Genomic DNA, 18,537 nt, shown 5'->3' with positions numbered 1-18,537 from the left:
GCCGTCGACCGGGCCACCCCCACGGCGAGCGACCACATCCGCGAGAGCGGCGCCGGTTCGGGCGCAAGGGGGTTCCGTCTCGGGAGCTGGAACAACAGCCGGACGCGGCGCCCGGCGCACTACCCTTCCCCCATGACCACGCTCTCGCCGTACGACTCGATGTCCCCGGTCGGCCAGGCCGCCTACCGGGCCAAGGGGGCCGCCGCCACCCTCGCGCCACTGCCGCGGGCGGCCAAGGACGACGCGCTGCTCGCCATCGCCGACGCGCTGGAAGTCCGTACGAGTGAAATCGTCGAGGCCAACGCCCAGGACGTGGCCAGGGCCCGCGAGGCCGGCGTCAGCGAGGGCATGATCGACCGGCTCACCCTCACCCCCGAGCGGGTGCGCGCGATCGCCGCCGACGTGCGGGACGTGGCCGCGCTGCCCGACCCGGTCGGCGAGGTCGTCCGCGGCTCCACGCTGCCCAACGGCATCGACCTGCGCCAGGTCCGGGTGCCCCTCGGCGTCGTCGGGATCATCTACGAGGGCCGCCCGAACGTCACGGTCGACGCCGCCGCCCTCTGCCTGAAGTCCGGCAACGCGGTCCTGCTGCGCGGCTCGTCCTCCGCCTACCGGTCGAACACCGCACTCGTACGCGTCCTGCGCGACGCCGTGCACGGCGCGGGCCTGCCCGCCGACGCCGTCCAGCTCGTGCCCGGCGAGAGCCGCGACAGCGTGCGCGAGCTGATGCGCGCCCGCGGCCTGGTCGACGTGCTCATCCCGCGCGGCGGCGCCTCCCTGATCAACACGGTCGTCCAGGAGTCGGTCGTCCCGGTCATCGAGACCGGCACCGGCAACTGCCACGTCTACGTCGACGCGGCGGCCGACCTCGACACGGCCGTCGACATCCTGGTCAACTCCAAGGCCCAGCGGGTCGGCGTCTGCAACGCCGCCGAGACCCTCCTGGTCCACCAGGACATCGCCGCCGAGTTCCTGCCGCGCGCCCTGGACGCCCTCGCCGACGCCGGGGTGACCGTGCACGCCGACGAACGCGTGATGGCGTACGCCAAGGACTCCCGCGCCACCGTCGTGGAGGCCACCACGGAGGACTGGGAGACCGAGTACCTCTCCCACGACATCGCCGCCGCCGTCGTCGACTCCCTCGACCGGGCCGTCGAGCACATCCGGCTGTGGACCTCCGGCCACACCGAGGCCATCGTCACCACCTCGCAGCAGGCCGCCCGCCGCTTCACCCAGCTGGTGGACTCCACCACGGTCGCGGTGAACGCCTCCACCCGGTTCACCGACGGCGGCCAGTTCGGCTTCGGCGCGGAGATTGGCATCTCGACGCAGAAGCTGCACGCCCGGGGGCCGATGGGCCTGCCCGAGCTGACCAGCACGAAGTACATCGTCACCGGCGACGGTCACGTACGGCGCTGACCCGCGCACGGAGGGCGAGCGGCGGCGGGACCGTCTCAGCAGACGGATGAATTTCCATACCGTCTGCCCAAAATGACCCCCCAGGTCTACTCTGGGTCTGTGCCGGAGGACGTGGGGGGCACGCCGTTCCCTGACGGCTGGGAGCCCGACGACGACCACGACCGCGGGGTGTCGGACGAAGAGTTCGCCTCCGTGGTCTTCGACGAGGCCTTCGTACGGGCGGCCGAGATCCACGAGCCGACCGCCGTCGAACGCCTCCTGGCCGCCGCGCAGGCCAGAGCCGAGGCCTCCGAGGCCGAGGCCCACCGGGCCCGCACGCGCGGCGATCGGTACGACGACGGGTACGGCGGCTACCGGGGCCGTTCCGGCTACGACGACCCGGACGACGACGAGGACGTCCTGGAGGACGACTACGGCTCCCCGGGCCCGTACGGCAGGCAGGTGCGCTGGCACCGTCCCGTCGCCTGGATGCTCGCCCTGGTGATGGGCATCGGCATGGTCGCGCTCGCCTTCTCGGCCGTCTACCGGGGCACCTCCGGGGGCCGCCAGGACCCGGCCCCGCCGCCCACCACCGGCGTGGAGCAGGGCGGTGCGGCGGCGCCCTCCGCGTCGGCCGACTACTCCCAGCCGGCCGTCCCGGTGATCCCGCGCGGCGGCCCCTGAGACCGGCCGCCGGCCTGGTGGGAACCTGTCAGAACTTGCGCCCGGCCGGGCGTTTACCGGGACCTTCCCGGACCTACCCTGAAGATATGGGAGGGCCTTCGGACCCACCCGAGGGGACGCCCGAGGGAGCCCCCTCAGGTGGCGAGGACGAGTACAGGTCCGTCGTCTTCGACGAGTCCTTCGTCCGTGCTGCCCGGCTCCAGGAGTACTCCGCCGAGCAGCGCATCACCGACCACGCGCCCGCCGTGCGCCGCCGCCCGCCGCGCAGCCGCGGCGGCCTGTCCCGGCAGGCGCTGGTCCTGGTCATGCTGATCGCCGTGGCCTTCGGCACCGCCGTCTACATGGGCCTGCGCCACCCCTACCGCAACCCCGCCGCCGACGAACCCGCCGAGCCGCTGCGGATGACCGTCGTCCCGCTCGCCCCGCGGGGCGAGGTCCCCGGCACCGCCGACGTCGAACGGCTGTACACGCACAGTCCGGCGGCGCAGTTCCGGCCCGGCGCCGAGGGGGTGCCGCTCCCGGCGTCCCGGCGCACCGCCCACTTCTCCGACGGCCAGGTGGTGACCGCGCTGCTCACCGCCAAGGACTACCTCGTGCGGTCCGCCCTCGACCCGGGCGTGCTCACCGGCGGCGAGACCCGGCCCGTACGGGCGCTGCTCGACCCCGGGCAGCTCGACCAGTTCGACCAGAGCTTCGACCGGCCCACCGCCGACGGACGGCACGCGCCCACCGGCTGGCTGGTCCGCTTCGACCCCGCCCGCGTGCGGCTGGCCGACCGCGAGATCCGGGTCCGGGGCACCATGCAGGCCACCGAGGCCGACTCCTCCACCCTCGAGGTCACCACGGACCACACGTTCGTCTACGCGCTGCGCCCGGCCGGCACGGGCCCGGACGCCGAGGCGTCCCTGTTCACCGTCCGGCGCGAACTGCACTTCCGCTTCGACCGCGACGACCTGCGCCTGCACCAGGCGGAACTCGTCGTCGCCCAGGTCCAGGCCGGCCCGCTCTCCTGCGCCGAGGACTCCGCCGCCCGGCTGCGCCCACTGCTGGCGGGCCAGACCGCGAAGGAGGCCGCCCCCGCCGGCACCGACCCGTACGCCGCGGGCAGCGCCCCGGCCCTGTGCGGCACCCTCGCGCCGGGCGCCCAGCCGAAGCTGTGAGCGCGGTGCGGCTGAAATTCAGCCCCTCCGGCGTTTGAGGAGCGGGGGTCCGGGGGCGGCGCCCCCGGGACGGGTAAGGGCGGCGGGGGCGATCGGCGTCGTCAGTGGCGGGGCGCCGACCGCCGTGGCCCGTCGGCCCGCGGCCGGGCGGGCCTACGCGCCGTCGCGCGGCGGCGCGTCGTCCTCCGTGCCCGACTGCGTACCCGGATCCTGGGGCCCCTGCTTCGGCGGCCTCGGCTCCGAGGACGTGAAGCCGCCGAAGCCGCGGCGGACCCGGCCGCCCAGGTCCCCCGCGCCGCCCGCGATGTCGCTGACCAGCTTCATCAGCGGGTCCTTGGAGGTGCGCACCTCGTCCGCGTAGCTGCTCGCCGACTCCCGCCAGGAGTCCCGTACCGAGGCGTCCTTGTCCTCGTCGCGGCGCGGGTAGTGGCCGTCCATGATCCGCTGGTGGTCGCGGGTGGCCGCCCACTTCTTCAGCTCGGCCGCCCGCACCGTGGTGAACGGGTGCGAGCGGGGCAGCACGTTGAGGATCTTCAGCACGGAGTCGCGCAGGTCGCCCCCGGCCTCGTACTCCTCGGCCTGCTCCAGGAACGCGTCCACGTTCATCTCGTGCAGGTGGTTGCCGCCCGCGATCTTCATCAGGCCGCGCATCGAGGCCTGGAGGTCCTGTCCGACCAGCAGCCCCGCGCGGTCCGCGGACAGCTCCGACTTGCGGAACCACTCCCGCAGCGCCGTCACGATCGCCATGATCGCGACATTGCCGAGCGGGATCCACGCGACCCGGACCGCCAGCGACGTCAGGAACAGCAGGATCGTCCGGTACACCGAGTGCCCGGACAGCGCGTGTCCGACCTCGTGCCCGACGACCGCCCGCATCTCCTCCTCGTCGAGCAGCTCCACCAGACCCGTGGTCACCACGATGATCGGCTCGTCCAGGCCGATGCACATCGCGTTCGGATTCGGGTCCTGCTTGACGTACATCGGCGGGACCTTCTCCAGGTCCAGGATGTAGCAGGCGTCCCGCAGCATGTCGTTGAGATGCGCGAACTGCCGGTCCGAGACCCGCACCGAGTCGGACAGGAACAGCAGCCGCAGACTGCGCTCGGGCAGCAGGCCGCTCAGTGCCTTGAAGACCGTGTCGAAACCGGTCAGCTTGCGCAGCGCCACCAGCGCGGAACGGTCCGCCGGATGCTCGTACGCCCGCGTGGAGATCCCGGGGAAGCGCCTGCGCTGCCTGCTCGGCACGCTCTCGTGCCCGTTGTGCTGATGGCCGTCGGACATGTCATCCCCCATGTGCGTCTGAGTGACCCTTCGCGGACCCTTGTACGGCCCTTCGCTCCCCCGAGGCGGAGCCCAGCCTAGGCGGAGTTACCGTGGACGGGCAGTGACGGACGGACGGGACGGCCGAGGAGGTGCGGGGATCGTGCTCCGGGTGCTTCTGATCGTGATGGTGGTGGGCTGTGCGCTCACCGCGTGGTTCCTGTTGCGCGGCTACAGCCGGAAGGACGACTGAGCGGCGGGGAAGGTTCCTTCCGCCCGCCACCGGGCCCGCAACGGCGGAGTCGGCGTGATCGGCGCGGAGGCGCCCGCATACGATGAGCCGACGTCTTTATCCCGCCCACACGCGATAGGTCCTGCCGAAGATGAGCATCCACAGCACCGCTGCCCAGTTCGCCACCCTTGCCGCCGAGGGCGGAGAGCACAGCGGCAACCACGAGAGCCTCAGCCCCTACGTCACCGGCGGCGGCGCCCTGTTCGTCCTGCTGCTCCTGCTGTGGATCACCACCCGCTTCAACCGCGACCGCTGAGCCTCCCGCCGGCCGCCCTGGCGGACGGGATGTTCAGGCCGGGCCGGTAGGGTCTGCACGCATGGGAGAGCAGGACATGCCTACCGGCCCCGGCAGCGGCCCGGCACGGCAGGGCAGGCGCCGTCTCGGCGTGATGGGCGGCACCTTCGACCCGATCCACCACGGGCACCTGGTGGCGGCCAGTGAGGTCGCCGCGCAGTTCCGCCTCGACGAGGTGGTGTTCGTCCCCACCGGCCAGCCGTGGCAGAAGAGCCACCGCGCGGTGTCCGCCGCCGAGGACCGCTATCTGATGACGGTCATCGCGACCGCCGAGAACCCGCAGTTCTCGGTGAGCCGCATCGACATCGACCGCGGCGGCCCCACCTACACCACGGACACCCTGCGCGACCTGCGCGCGCTCAACCCGGACAGCGACCTGTTCTTCATCACCGGCGCCGACGCCCTCGCCCAGATCCTCACCTGGCGCGACAGCGAGGAACTGTTCTCCCTGGCGCACTTCATCGGCGTGACCCGGCCCGGCCACCACCTGACCGACGCGGGCCTGCCCGAGGGCGGTGTCTCGCTCGTCGAGGTCCCCGCCCTCGCCATCTCCTCCACGGACTGCCGTGCGAGGGTCGCCAAGGGAGAACCCGTCTGGTACCTGGTGCCGGACGGAGTCGTGCGCTACATCGACAAGCGCGAGCTGTACCGCGGCGAGTGAGCCGAGAGGGGCACCGGTGAACGACCGATACGACGCGGGATACGGGGCCGACGGGGGCGGCGCCCCGTACGAGCTCGTCGGCTACGACGAGTACGGCCGGCCTGTCTACCGCCAGGCCACGGACCAGCAGGGCCGGCAGGCCCAGCAGTACGACGGTTACCAGCAGCAGGGATACGGCTACGACCCGTACCAGACGGGCGGACACCAGCAGCCCTCGTACGACCCCTACGGGACCGGGACCGGGGCCCCGCAGCAGCCGCAGGCGCCGTCCTACGACTCCTACGCCCCCTACGGCACCCAGCAGGGCGGCCAGGGCGGCCAGGGCGCCCCGTACGACCCCTACGGGCAGTCCGCGCAGTCCGCGCACACCGGGCAGCAGCCCCGCGTCACCGAGCAGACCGCGCACATCCCGCAGCAGCCCGGCCCGGCCGACGACGAGCAGGGCCCCGACGGGCCCGCGCCGGAGTACCGCACCGAGCAGTTCGCCTTCGTCGAGGAGCCCGACGGCGACTCCGAGGACGTCATCGACTGGATGAAGTTCACGGAGAACCGCACCGAGCGCCGGGAGGAGGCCAAGCGCCGTGCCCGCAGCCGGATCATCGCCCTCGTCGTGGTCTTCGCCCTGGTCGCGGCCGGTGGCATCGGCTACCTCTGGTACGCCGGGAAGCTGCCGGGCCTGTCCGACTCCGGTTCCGGCACGGGCACCACGACGGCCGCGGGCGCGCAGAAGCGGGACGTCATCGTCGTACACCTGCACGACACCACCGAAGGCGGCACCGCCACCGCCCTGCTCGTCGACAACACCACCACCGAGCAGGGCACCACCGTGCTGCTGCCCAACTCCCTCACCCTGACCGCCGACGACGGCACCACCACCACGCTCGCCAAGTCGGTCGAGGACGACGGCTCCGAAGGCACCAGGACCGCCCTGGACACCGTCCTCGGCACCGACATCGAGGGCACCTGGCGGCTGGACACCCCCTTCCTGCTCACCCTCGTCGACCTCGTCGGCAACATCGAGATCGACACCGACACCGACGTGCCCGACCCGGACGCCGAGAAGAAGGGCGAGGCACCCCTGGTCAAGAAGGGGAAGGACCAGACCCTCAGCGGCAAGATGGCCGTCGCCTACGCCACCCACCGCGGCTCCGGCGAGGCCCAGAACGCCCAGCTGGAGCGGTTCGGACAGGTCCTGCACGGCGTCCTGCGCAAGCTGACCTCCGACCCGGACGCCGCCACGACCACCATCCAGACCCTCGGGCAGATCATCGAGCCGCCGCTCACCGACAAGGACCTCGGCTCCTTCCTCGCCCGGCTCTCCGACCGCGCCAAGGGCGGCGACCACAAGAGCGCGCTGCTGCCCGTGCAGGACGACGGCACGCTCACCGCGGAGGCGAGCGACAACGTCGTCAAGGAGGTCCTCGGCGGCACCGCCAAGAGCCCCGACCCGGACGCCGCCGTCAGCGTCTCCGTGCGCAACGCCACCGGGGTGAAGGGCCACACCGAGAAGGCCCGCGTGGTGCTCCTCAACGGCGGCTTCACCTTCCGGGACGCGGGTACCTCCGGCACCGCCGAGACCTCCTCGAAGGTGGTCTACGCCGACGCCGCCGAGAAGGAGAACGCCACCGAGGTCGCCAAGACCCTGGGGCTGCCCGCCGGCTCCGTCACCAAGGGCGAGGTCTCCGCGAACGCCCGCGTCTCGGTCGTCCTCGGCCAGGACTACGACCCCGGCTCGTAGCGCGCTCCGGGCGCACCCCTCGTCATTACGGAGGGTGCGCCCGGCGGTCCGTGAGACCCTTGACAGCAAGTGTCCACCGACCGAAAGCCTCGCAGTGACCGCAACCGACCGTTCCATCGAGCTCGTCACCACCGCCGCCCAGGCGGCCGCCGACAAGCTCGCGCACGACATCGTCGCCTACGACGTCAGTGACGTGCTGTCCATCACCGACGCCTTCCTGCTGGCCTCCGCGCCCAACGACCGCCAGGTCAAGTCGATCGTCGACGAGATCGAGGAGCGGCTCAACAAGGAGCTCGGCGCCAAGCCGGTCCGCCGCGAGGGCGACCGCGAGGCCCGCTGGGTGCTGCTCGACTACGTCGACATCGTCGTCCACGTCCAGCACAGCGAGGAGCGCGTCTTCTACGCCCTGGAGCGGCTGTGGAAGGACTGCCCCGAGCTGGAGCTGCCCGAGGACGCCAAGGCCACCCGCGGCAAGGCCGCCGAGCACGCGAAGCTCCAGGAGGCCGAGGAGGCGGCGCAGCCCGGCGGTGACTGGCGGTGAGCGCCACCGGTGAGGTGAGCGGGTCCGCGCGCCGGGGCCGCCGCGTCATCCTGTGGCGGCACGGCCAGACGTCCTGGAACGTGGAGCGCCGCTTCCAGGGCTCCACGGACGTGGACCTCACCGAGACCGGCGTCGCCCAGGCCCGCCGGTCCGCCCGCCTCCTCGCGGGGCTCAAGCCCGACGCGATCGTCGCCTCCGACCTGAGGCGGGCCGCGGCCACCGCCGCCGAGCTCGCCGCGCTCACCGGCCTGGACGTCACCCTCGACGAGGCCCTGCGGGAGACCTACGCGGGCGTCTGGCAGGGCCTGACGCACGACGAGATCATCGCCAGGTACGGCGACGAGTACACCGCGTGGAAGCGCGGTGAGCCGGTCCGCCGGGGCGGGGGCGAACTGGAGACCGAGGTCGCCGACCGCGCCGCCCCCGTGGTGCTGCGGCACGTCGACAAGCTCCCGCAGGACGGCACGCTCGTCGTGGTCAGCCACGGCGGCACCATCCGCACCACCATCGGCCGGCTGCTCGGACTCGACCCGCACAACTGGGAGAGCCTGGGCGGTCTCACCAACTGCTGCTGGTCCGTCCTCGGCGAGGGCGCCCGCGGCTGGCGGCTGCTCGAGCACAACGCCGGCACCCTGCCGGAACCGGTGCTCGGCGACGACGACTGAGAGTGCTTCGATCCGGCCCCGGGACGCCCCGGGACCCGGATTTCACTTTCCGGCAGGTCACAGGCTAGAGTTCTTCTTGTTCGCCCCGCCGAGCGGGAGAGAACACCAGGAAGCCGCGTCACGTGGCAACCAGGGGCTATAGCTCAGTTGGTAGAGCGCCTGCATGGCATGCAGGAGGTCAGGAGTTCAATTCTCCTTAGCTCCACATGACGAAGATCCCGCCTCCCTCCAGGGAGGCGGGATCTTTTGTTGTCCGCCGTTGAGCAGGACGGCTCTCGCGGGCGTATACCTCTGCGAGGCGTCGAGCCGTGTCCCGACCGGTACCACGGCGTCGCTGACCGTGTCGGCCCGGTCGTGGCAGAATCAAACGGCCGGAAGGGGGCGCGGCCCGACGGGAGGGAGTTGTGATGCCTGCGAGCATCCTCGAGGAGGTCGACCACCTCCTCGGAGCGGTGTCGACGCGACGGACCTCTACCCGCCTCAGCTGCCCTTCCTGCGGCTCCGCGCACGTCGCCCAGGTGCTCGGCGACAACGGCGGGATCTCCTACGTGTGCACGGCCTGCGGCCACAGCTGGAGCTGACCGATGGGTGCACACAGGCGGAAGTGCGACTGGTGCGGCAGCGGGACGCCGATCGTCCGGGACATGGAGCCGCTCAACCCCGATTACCAGTACTGGTGCGAGGAATGCGCGCGGGCGCTGATCATAAAAGGCGACCCCATCGAGACCTACCGCGAACTCGAGGGGGAGCCGATCTACGGCCGGCTCCTGGAGGAGCACTGCACGCTCAAGCGCTTCTATTCGTTCGTGACCGCGTGACCCCCGGTGGGGGTGATTCAGGACATAGGCGAGCGAAGCGAAACCGATTTGGTGTTGGACCGGGTCGACCGTGTAAAGTTGGCGTCGCCGCCGGGGAAACCGGGCGACGCGGACAACATGCGGCTCCGCCGCGTGAAAGCAAGGGGCTATAGCTCAGTTGGTAGAGCGCCTGCATGGCATGCAGGAGGTCAGGAGTTCAATTCTCCTTAGCTCCACAGAAGTCGAGGGCGGACCATCCGAACGGATGGTCCGCCCTCGCTGGTTGTTCCAGACCTCGCTGGTTGTCCGGGACTACGCCGGCCGTCCCGGTCTTCTCCGGTCGTCCCGGACCGCCGCGGCGGTCCGGGACCCGTCTCAGCGGCCCAGGGCGCGCCGGCCGCGCCCCTGCGACAGCACCGGCAGATTGCGGGACGGCGCCTTCGCCTGGGGCGACTCGTCCTCGATGCGCAGGGCCAGCGCCGGGCAGCGGCGCACCGCCCGCAGCGCCTTCGCCTCCGCGAAACGCGGCACCTGCGCCTGAGCCACCGTCGGGAAGCCGTCCGCGCCGAGCTGGAACACCTCCGGGAGGATGTCCGCGCACAGGCCGTGGCCCCGGCACAGCGTCCAGTCGACGTAGATCTTCTGACGGCTGGGCCCGTTCTCCTCGCCTCCGCCGCCCGGGATGCCCGTAGGGGCCCTGCCTCCCTCGAAGAGCGGCAGGACGCCCGCCACGGGCCGTCCGCAGCCGTTGCCGAGGACATGGGCGGCGAGGTCGTCGGTGAACGCCTTGATGGTCGACTCCAGGAACATCGCGGAGCCGTCCGGGTGCGAACACGCCCCGCGCCGCTTCACGTTCCTGGCGACCTGCTTGACCGCCTCCAGAGCGGCGGGACCGCCGCCGCCCAGGATGTCCTCCAGGCCCCGCGCGGCGGCAGGCAGCCCCAGGTAGCAGGGGCCGCACTGGCCGGCGCTCTCCTCCGCCAGCCACTGGGCGACCCGCAGCGACTCGCCCAGCGGACAGGTCTCCTGACTGATCGGCAGGATCGCCCCGGCGCCGAGCGCACCGCCCACGGCGTCCAGGGAGTTGCGGGAGACGATCGCCTCGTTGACGGTCGCCGCGTCGATCCACTTGCCGTGGTAGCCGCCCGTCAGCACCCCCTGCGGCACCGGGGGAGCCCCGGCGAGCTGGAGGATGTAGCGCAGCGGCACACCCGTCGGTGCCTCGATCACCATCGGGCGGGCCACCGCCCCCGACACCGTGAGCATCACGGTGCCCGGTTCGTCGTACAGGCCGGTGTTGCCGTAGCGCTCCGGTCCGATGCGGGCGGCGATGGCGAGCTGGGCGAAGGTCTCGGCGTTGGACAGCAGCGTGGGCGCGCCGCCGACGCCGCTCTTCGAGGCGCTGGTCTTGCGGCCCGGCGGGATCGCCGGGCCGCCGTCGATCGAGCGGATCAGGGAGGCCGCCGCGCCCGTGACCATGCGGACCGGGTTGCGCTGCACGCGGGCGCGCAGCGCGGAGCGGCGGCCGTTGTTCAGGCCGCGTTCGGCGAGCGCGGCCTCCATGGAGCGCTGGGTGGACTCCCGGGTGACCCCCACCACGAGCGTGCGGGCACCCATGGCCTCGGCGCACAGCAGCGCGCCGTCCAGGATGAGGTGCGGGGCACGGTTGATCAGCACCGTGTCCTTGCGGCAGGCCGGCTCGTCCTCGCTGCCGTTGACGACGACGACCGGCCGCACGCCGCGCTTGATCGCCGATTCGGCGACCGAGCGCAGCTTCTTGTGGAAGGGGAACCCCGCGCCGCCGCGGCCCCTGAGGTTGATGCGTTCGGCGAGCTGTGCGAGCTGCTCACCGCCCAGGGGCTCGAGCGGCCCGTGCACCTTGAGGTGCATGGGCAGATCGAGCCGGTCGACAAGGTCGAAGCCCGACGTGAGCTGGGGAAGGCCGACCACGCGGACTTCGGGTACGTCGGGCAGGGCCTCGTTCACCAGCGACCTCCGAGGGTGCCTCCGGCTTCGGCCGGGAGAGGGATCGGGCTCCTGCGTGGCAGGGCGGGAAACGGGGTCTCACCCCGGGGGCGACAGGCGGACCGCTTGGCCGGGCGGGCCGACTGCCGTGTGTCGCGAGGACCAAGCACGCGCAACTCTTCCATTGCTGTGGTGGGGGGAGGGCTCAATTGAAACCTCCGGACGGCGTGTTCGGTGTGTTCGCCGTGTTCGTCGTGTTCGTCGTGTTCCAGGATTCGCCCGAACCCGGTGCGTCGAAGTCGTAGGACGACGACGCTCCGGGGTTCGGTGCGGGGGCGGGACCGCTGTTGTACGTGTCACTCGGGTTGTACGTGCCGTAGAGGCCGTTCGTCTCACCGGTGTCGTACACATCACTCGAACCGAAGCCGGAGGCGGCCGAATTGTCATAGGCCGGGATGTTGTACCCGGTGTCCTGGAGCGGGTCGTACGCCGACGGCGGGGCCTCGCCGACCGGCGGCGGGGACGGGATCGGCCAGTTGCCCGAGGTGCTGGAGGGGCCGTCCACGCGCGGGATGGCCTCCGTGGGCTGCATGTCCAGCGGCAGTTCCATGCGGGAGGTCGCGTCGGTGAGGGGGGTCTGTCCGACCGGCGGCCGGCCGGGCGCCGACACCGCGCGGTAGGCCGCCGCGAAGCCGTTCGCCGGTTCCGGGGCGGGCACGCGCTCGGCGGTCTCGTACAGCGGGCGCCCGCCGCGCGGGCTCTCGCCCCGCCGGTCGCCGTCCTCGCGCGGACGCCCGTCGCCCCGCGCGGAGCCGCGCCCGCCGCCGTATCCCGGCAGGGAGGACCCGGCCGCCCGGGACCTGCTCTCCTCCAACTGCTCCTCACGGGCCCGCTGCCGGTCGGCTGCGCCGAGCAGCGCGGTGAGCCGGTCGGAGATTCTGCGCTTCACACGGGGCGGGGAGGCGCGCACGGCGAGGGCCGCCATGACGCCGACCATGGACAGCCCGTAGAGGATCGTGAAGATCGGCTTCGCCGCTCGACCCGCGTAGAGGCCGTGCACCAGCGCGGCGCACCAGGCCGGATAGGCCAGCATGTGCATCGCCCGCCAGCGGGCCGCGACCGGTGCCGGGGAGGCGAAGCGGTTGCGCAGCACACCGGTGATGCCCACGAAGATCATCAGCATGCCGGCGAGGGTGCCGAGCCCGATGAGGAAGGCCCTGCCGGTGACGGCCTCGTCGTCGGTGAGGAGCAGTCCGAAGGGGATCACCGCGGCGATCCACGTGGTGTGCTCCTGGCCCAGCTTGATGCCGATGTGCACCAGCAGGAAGACGATCGAGGCGACCGCGGTCGTCCGGTGCACCGCCTGCGCCAGGATCCGCTGACGGGGGCCGAGCAGGATGCGGTCCTGGGCGACGAGTCCCCAGATCACCGAGCAGCTCAGGCAGACCAGGGACAGGACGCCCACACCGAAGCTGAGGAACTCGGCGAGCCAGTCGTCCGCCGTGCTGTCGTCCGGCCTCACGGCCTGCCTCCCGGCGTTCCGACGCGGAGCGGGCACGACGGAGCCGCAGCCGACCGGCCCCGAGCGGGGGGTGGGCTGCTGTCTGGGTGAGAGTTCATGGGGGCAACTCCGAAGGTTCGGTAAAGCGGTCCCGCTGCCGCACTCTAAGGGTCGTCATACCGATGAGTACGGGGTTTGAGTTATTGCGCTGTTATCAAAAGACAATGAGGCCGTTGCGATGTCCCTTAGCGGTCGTTACGCGAAGTAACCCTTGACCTTGGGTCAGCGTGTCGTGGAAGCGCGTCGCGGCCGGATCGGTGGCTGCGGTACCCTGGCGCCATGCGTGCCGTACGCCTTCTGCTTAGCGAGCCGCGCTGATCAGTCCCGACCGCCGATGACCGGCAGGTCGGAATCGGCGCGGCGTCCCCTCCTGTGCGAGGGGATTTTTCATTTCCGGGAAGTTCGCAGCAGCAGGCAGAGACGATCGATGGAGCATTGAGGATCATGAGCGAGACGAACCCCGCTGCCACCGCAGCCGCGGAGGCCGCGCCGCACCGCTACACGGCCGCCCTGGCGGCCGAGATCGAGGCACGCTGGCAGGACTTCTGGGACGCCGACGGCACCTACGCCGCGCCCAACCCGAGCGGCGACCTGTCGGGCGATCCGGAGACGGCCGCCAGGCCCAAGAAGTTCATCATGGACATGTTCCCGTACCCCTCCGGTGCGGGACTGCACGTCGGACACCCGCTGGGCTACATCGCCACCGACGTCTTCGCCCGCTTCCAGCGCATGACCGGGCACAACGTCCTGCACACCCTGGGCTTCGACGCCTTCGGCCTGCCCGCCGAGCAGTACGCGGTGCAGACCGGCACGCACCCGCGCGTGTCGACCGAGGCCAACATGGAGAACATGAAGTCCCAGCTGCGCCGGCTGGGCCTGGGCCACGACAAGCGCCGGTCGTTCGCCACGATCGACCCGGAGTACTACAAGTGGACCCAGTGGATCTTCCTGCAGATCTTCGACTCCTGGTACGACGACGAGGCGAAGCGGGCCCGCCCGATCTCCGAGCTGGTCGAGAAGTTCGAGTCCGGTGAGCGCGCCGTCCCCGGCGACCGCTCCTGGAGCGAGCTGACCGAGGCCGAGCGCGCCGACGTCCTGGGCGAGTACCGCCTGGCCTACGCCTCCGACGCGCCGGTCAACTGGTGCCCCGGCCTGGGCACCGTGCTGGCCAACGAGGAGGTCACCGCCGAGGGCCGCTCCGAGCGCGGCAACTTCCCCGTCTTCAAGGCCAAGCTGCGCCAGTGGAACATGCGCATCACCGCCTACGCCGACCGCCTGCTTGACGACCTGGACGCCCTGGACTGGCCCGAGGCCATCAAGCTGCAGCAGCGCAACTGGATCGGCCGCTCCGAGGGCGCCCGCGTCGGCTTCCCGATCGACGGCGAGAGCATCACCGTCTTCACCACCCGCCCCGACACCCTGTTCGGCGCCACCTACATGGTGCTGGCGCCCGAGCACCCGCTGGTCGAGAAGTTCACGCCCCAGGAGTGGCCCGAGGGCACCCACGAGGTGTGGACCGGCGGGCACGCCACGCCCGCGGAGGCCGTCGCCGCCTACCGCGCGCAGGCCGCCTCCAAGTCCGACGTCGAGCGGCAGGCCGAGGCCAAGGACAAGACCGGCGTCTTCATCGGCGCGTACGCCACCAACCCGGTCAACGGCGAGCAGGTGCCCGTCTTCATCGCCGACTACGTCCTGATGGGCTACGGCACCGGCGCGATCATGGCCGTCCCGGCGGGCGACCAGCGCGACTTCGAGTTCGCGCGCGCCTTCGAGCTGCCCGTCCGCTGCATCGTCGAGCCGACCGACGGCCGCGGCACGGACACCTCCACGTGGGAGAACGCCTTCTCCTCGTACGACGCGAAGATCATCGACTCGTCGAACGACGAGGTCTCCCTGGACGGCCTGGGCGTCGCCGAGGCCAAGGCGCGCATCATCGAGTGGCTGGAGCGGTCGGGCCACGGCGAGGGCACCGTCAACTTCCGCCTGCGCGACTGGCTGTTCAGCCGGCAGCGCTACTGGGGCGAGCCCTTCCCGATCGTCTACGACGAGGACGGCGTCGCCCACGCCCTGCCCGAGTCGATGCTGCCGCTGGAGCTGCCCGAGGTCGAGGACTACAGCCCGCGCACCTTCGACCCGGACGACGCCGACACCCGGCCCGAGACGCCGCTGTCGCGCAACGAGGACTGGGTCAACGTCACCCTGGACCTGGGCGACGGGCCGAAGAAGTACCGCCGCGAGACCAACACCATGCCCAACTGGGCCGGTTCCTGCTGGTACGAGCTGCGCTACCTGGATCCGCACAACAGCGAGAAGCTGGTCGACCCGGCCATCGAGCAGTACTGGATGGGCCCGCGCGAGGGCATGCCGCACGGCGGCGTCGACCTGTACGTCGGCGGCGCCGAACACGCCGTGCTGCACCTGCTGTACGCCCGCTTCTGGTCCAAGGTGCTGTTCGACCTGGGGCACGTGTCGTCGGCGGAGCCGTTCCACAAGCTGTTCAACCAGGGCATGATCCAGGCCTACGTCTACCGCGACAGCCGGGGCATCGCCGTACCGGCCGCCGAGGTGGAGGAGCACGACGGCGGCTACTGGTACCAGGGCGAGCGGGTCTCCCGGCTGCTGGGCAAGATGGGCAAGTCCCTGAAGAACGCCGTCACCCCGGACGAGATCTGCGCCGAGTACGGGGCCGACACGCTGCGCCTGTACGAGATGGCCATGGGCCCGCTGGACGTCTCCCGGCCGTGGGACACCCGCGCGGTGGTCGGCCAGTTCCGGCTGCTGCAGCGGCTGTGGCGCAACATCGTCGACGAGGCGAGCGGCGAGGTCACCGTCGTCGACACCGACGACGTCGACGAGGACACCCTGCGCGCCCTGCACAAGGCGATCGACGGCGTGCGCGGCGACCTGGAGGGCATGCGCTTCAACACCGCCATCGCCAAGGTCACCGAGCTGAACAACCACCTGACCAAGCGGGGCGGCGCGCTGCCGCGCCCCGTCGCGGAGTCCCTGGTGCTGCTGGTCGCCCCGCTGGCCCCGCACATCGCCGAGGAGCTGTGGCGCAGGCTGGGGCACACGGACTCGGTGGTGCACCGGGACTTCCCGGTGGCCGACCCGGCGTACGTGGTGGACGAGACCGTGACCTGTGTCGTGCAGATCAAGGGCAAGGTCAAGGCGCGGCTGGAGGTGTCCCCGGGCATCGCCGAGGACGAGCTGGAGAAGGTCGCGCTGGCCGACGAGCGGGTCGTCGCGGCGCTGGACGGGGCCGGGATCCGCAAGGTGATCGTCAGGGCGCCGAAGCTGGTGAACATCGTCCCGGCGTGAGGTGAGCGTTCCGGGGTCCGTCCGGTGTGATCCGCCGGACGGGCCTCAGGGCGCCCGGTGGTCCGGGTGATCCGGGTGGTCCGGGTGGTCCCCTACGGGCAGGTTCGGGGTTCTTCAGGAACTCCGGGCCTGCCCGCTGCGTTTACCGTTGAAGAGCGGCGCGAAGCGCGCCGGGACAGGCCAGAGGGGTCCGGAGGAGGAGCTTCGTGGAAGCGGTGTTCGCAGTGGTCGCCCTGCTCTTCGTGCTCTTCGTCGTGCTCGGCGCCTACGCCACGGTGAAGGTCGTCGGCGCCGCCAAGCGCAGCGCGGACCGCCACATCACCCAGGCCCGCCGCACGGTCGAGGACCACACCCTGCGGGCCAAGGCCTTCGCGCAGCCCGGCCCGGCCGGCGAGATCGCCCAGCTCCGGCTGGGGCTGCGCACCTCCATGCGGGCCACCCAGGACGCCCTGGAGGCCGCCGTCGCCGAGGACGAGTCCCTCAAGGAGTCCCTCGGCCTCTTCCAGCGGCTCAGCGCGCACGGCCACGAACTGGACGGCGAACTCAGGCGCCTGGAGTCCGAACCGGACCGCACCACCCTCACCGCCCGGCTGCCCGAGCTGCGCGAGCGCACCGAGCGCATCACGAGCGCCGCGGACTCCCTGCGCTGGGCGGCCCGCGACCGCGCCCGCCGGTTCGCCTCCGACGACCTGGACTCGCTGAGCGAACAGATCGACATGGAGGCCGGGGCCCTGCGCCACTGGACCACCACGGAGCAGCACCCGGCACCCCCGCCCTGGCCCGAGACCCCCGCCGCCGACGCCCCGGAGCCCGCCCCGGCGAAGGAACCGGAACAGCGGACCACCCGGCCCGCCATCACCCCGCCGGCACCGCGTCCCACCTACTCCTGGCAGAAGAAGCCCCGCCCCGAGAGCACCACGTGAGCACCCCCTGATCCGGCCACCGTCGGACCCGCCCCGCGAGGCCGGGCTGCCGCACGGGCACCACGGCAGGTAACCTCCAGCTCATGTCCCGCCATGTCGCGATCGTCACCGATTCAACGGCCTACCTGCCGGCCCGGACGATGGAGCGGCACCGCATCACGGCGGTACCCCTGACCGTGGTCCTGGGCGACCGCGCGCTCGAAGAGGGCACCGAGATCTCCACCCGCTCCCTCGCCCAGGCTTTGCAGAAGCGGCGCCCGGTCACGACCTCGCGGCCCGGCCCCGAGGTGTTCGCCGAGACCTACCGCAGGGTCGCCGAGTCCGGCGCCACCGGCATCGTCTCCCTCCACCTCTCCGCCGAGCTCTCCGGCACCTACGACGCGGCGGTCGTCGCGGCCCGGCAGGCTCCGGTGCCGGTACGGGTGGTGGACACCGGCATGATCGCGATGGCGCTCGGGTTCTGCGCGCTGGCGGCGGCGGAGACCGCGGAGGCGGGCGGCACGGTGGACGAGGCGGTCACGGCCGCGGAGAAGCGGGCGGCGGACACGTCCGCCTACTTCTACGTCGACACGCTCGACTATCTGCGCCGGGGCGGCCGGATCGGCGCCGCGCAGGCCCTGCTGGGCTCGGCCCTCGCGGTCAAGCCGCTGCTGCAGCTCGCGGGCGGCCGTATCGAACCGCTGGAGAAGGTGCGTACGGCGTCGAAGGCGATCGCCCGCCTGGAGGAGATCGCGGCCGAGCGGGCGGGCGGGGCGGAGGTCGACGTCGCCGTCCACCACCTCGCCGCGCAGGAGCGCGCGTCGGCCCTCGCCGACCGGCTGCGGACCCGGCTGCCGGGCCTGGCCGACCTGCACGTCAGCGAGGTGGGCGCGGTGATCGGGGCGCACACGGGGCCCGGACTGCTGGGGGTCGTGGTCTCGGCCCGGTGAGGCCGGTGTGCTCGTACGGGTGACGGAGTTGTCCACAACCAGGCGGTGGTCCCCGGAAAACGAGCAAGATCATCGCGAATGGGCCGATGTGCCGGATCCTCCTGGCATGGCACTTCGATCACGCTCACGCACAGCGACGGCGACCAGCGGCCCGGGCCGCCCACCCGCCTCCGACGGCCGTGCCCGCCACCGCAGGCCGACCGGGCCCCGCGGCCGGACCCCGCGCCGGGACCACCCGGCGGCGGCGGAGCTCCGCCGCCGGGCGGAGTCACTGTTCGACGGCGACGACCACTCCGCGCACGCCAGGCGACCACCGGCCTGGGCCCTGACCGGCACCCGCCGCATCA

16 protein-coding genes and 2 tRNA genes are annotated in these 18,537 nt (G+C 71.9%); 15 read left to right on the top strand and 3 right to left on the bottom strand.

The genetic code is table 11. The annotated features are described in order from the left end of the window. Positions 1 to 132: 132 nt before the first annotated feature. The 3 genes from ACZ62B_RS32905 (at position 133) to ACZ62B_RS32895 (ending at position 3,242) form a co-directional block, all read left to right on the top strand. Complete coding sequence (locus ACZ62B_RS32905; protein WP_344555375.1) at positions 133 to 1,419, top strand: glutamate-5-semialdehyde dehydrogenase; 1,287 nt, start codon at positions 133 to 135, stop codon at positions 1,417 to 1,419. Positions 1,420 to 1,518: 99 nt separating this feature from the next. Then, complete coding sequence (locus ACZ62B_RS32900; RefSeq protein WP_469693142.1) at positions 1,519 to 2,082, top strand: SCO2584 family spore wall biosynthesis protein; 564 nt, start codon at positions 1,519 to 1,521, stop codon at positions 2,080 to 2,082. An 86-nt stretch (positions 2,083 to 2,168) separates the two neighbouring features. Then, positions 2,169 to 3,242, top strand: a complete 1,074-nt coding sequence (locus ACZ62B_RS32895; RefSeq protein WP_344555379.1) for an SCO2583 family membrane protein — start codon at positions 2,169 to 2,171, stop codon at positions 3,240 to 3,242. A 153-nt stretch (positions 3,243 to 3,395) separates the two neighbouring features. On the opposite strand, the gene ACZ62B_RS32890 is transcribed toward ACZ62B_RS32895, so the two are convergent. Further along, positions 3,396 to 4,523: a M48 family metallopeptidase gene (locus tag ACZ62B_RS32890; protein ID WP_469693140.1), complete on the bottom strand. Its 1,128-nt coding sequence runs from the start codon at positions 4,521 to 4,523 to the stop codon at positions 3,396 to 3,398. Positions 4,524 to 4,885: 362 nt separating this feature from the next. Between ACZ62B_RS32890 and ACZ62B_RS32885 the strand changes: the two genes are divergently transcribed. From ACZ62B_RS32885 to ACZ62B_RS32845, 9 genes are all read left to right on the top strand, one after another. After that, positions 4,886 to 5,050, top strand: coding sequence for a hypothetical protein (locus ACZ62B_RS32885; protein WP_344555383.1), 165 nt, complete (start codon positions 4,886 to 4,888; stop codon positions 5,048 to 5,050). Between the two features lie 61 nt (positions 5,051 to 5,111). After that, a complete protein-coding gene (gene nadD, locus ACZ62B_RS32880; RefSeq protein WP_073931922.1) occupies positions 5,112 to 5,750 on the top strand; it encodes a nicotinate-nucleotide adenylyltransferase in 639 nt (212 codons plus the stop codon). A gap of 16 nt (positions 5,751 to 5,766) precedes the next feature. Further along, positions 5,767 to 7,488, top strand: coding sequence for a LytR C-terminal domain-containing protein (locus ACZ62B_RS32875; RefSeq protein WP_468878376.1), 1,722 nt, complete (start codon positions 5,767 to 5,769; stop codon positions 7,486 to 7,488). Positions 7,489 to 7,582: 94 nt separating this feature from the next. Beyond that, a complete protein-coding gene (rsfS, locus tag ACZ62B_RS32870; protein WP_344555387.1) occupies positions 7,583 to 8,029 on the top strand; it encodes a ribosome silencing factor in 447 nt (148 codons plus the stop codon). Continuing rightward, the gene (locus tag ACZ62B_RS32865; protein ID WP_344555388.1) at positions 8,026 to 8,694 is read left to right on the top strand and encodes a histidine phosphatase family protein; all 669 of its coding nucleotides are present in this window, start codon (positions 8,026 to 8,028) and stop codon (positions 8,692 to 8,694) included. The genes rsfS and ACZ62B_RS32865 overlap by 4 nt, the downstream gene beginning before the upstream one ends. A 132-nt stretch (positions 8,695 to 8,826) precedes the next feature. Next, a tRNA-Ala gene (locus ACZ62B_RS32860) sits at positions 8,827 to 8,899 on the top strand. A 202-nt stretch (positions 8,900 to 9,101) separates the two neighbouring features. Beyond that, positions 9,102 to 9,275, top strand: coding sequence for a hypothetical protein (locus ACZ62B_RS32855; RefSeq protein WP_006136075.1), 174 nt, complete (start codon positions 9,102 to 9,104; stop codon positions 9,273 to 9,275). 3 nt (positions 9,276 to 9,278) lie between these two features. Beyond that, positions 9,279 to 9,512 (top strand): hypothetical protein, encoded by a 234-nt coding sequence (locus ACZ62B_RS32850; protein WP_019523121.1) that lies wholly within the window; start codon positions 9,279 to 9,281, stop codon positions 9,510 to 9,512. Positions 9,513 to 9,654: 142 nt separating this feature from the next. Next, positions 9,655 to 9,727, top strand: a tRNA-Ala gene (locus tag ACZ62B_RS32845). 139 nt (positions 9,728 to 9,866) lie between these two features. Here ACZ62B_RS32845 and ACZ62B_RS32840 read toward each other — a convergent pair. Next, the gene (locus ACZ62B_RS32840; RefSeq protein WP_468725440.1) at positions 9,867 to 11,477 is read right to left on the bottom strand and encodes an NADH-ubiquinone oxidoreductase-F iron-sulfur binding region domain-containing protein; all 1,611 of its coding nucleotides are present in this window, start codon (positions 11,475 to 11,477) and stop codon (positions 9,867 to 9,869) included. A gap of 184 nt (positions 11,478 to 11,661) precedes the next feature. Further along, a complete protein-coding gene (locus ACZ62B_RS32835) occupies positions 11,662 to 12,978 on the bottom strand; it encodes a cytochrome b/b6 domain-containing protein (RefSeq protein WP_469693136.1) in 1,317 nt (438 codons plus the stop codon). Positions 12,979 to 13,461: 483 nt separating this feature from the next. Between ACZ62B_RS32835 and leuS the strand changes: the two genes are divergently transcribed. From leuS to ACZ62B_RS32820, 3 genes are all read left to right on the top strand, one after another. Continuing rightward, positions 13,462 to 16,338: a leucine--tRNA ligase gene (leuS, locus tag ACZ62B_RS32830; RefSeq protein WP_344555394.1), complete on the top strand. Its 2,877-nt coding sequence runs from the start codon at positions 13,462 to 13,464 to the stop codon at positions 16,336 to 16,338. Positions 16,339 to 16,544: 206 nt separating this feature from the next. Continuing rightward, a complete protein-coding gene (locus tag ACZ62B_RS32825) occupies positions 16,545 to 17,261 on the top strand; it encodes a hypothetical protein (protein ID WP_469693133.1) in 717 nt (238 codons plus the stop codon). Positions 17,262 to 17,344: 83 nt separating this feature from the next. Further along, positions 17,345 to 18,190: a DegV family protein gene (locus ACZ62B_RS32820; RefSeq protein WP_073931930.1), complete on the top strand. Its 846-nt coding sequence runs from the start codon at positions 17,345 to 17,347 to the stop codon at positions 18,188 to 18,190. Positions 18,191 to 18,537 lie beyond the last annotated feature (347 nt).

It is taken from the genome of Streptomyces sp. NPDC053426, assembly GCF_055585405.1.
This window is presented reverse-complemented; position numbering and strand designations above follow the sequence as displayed.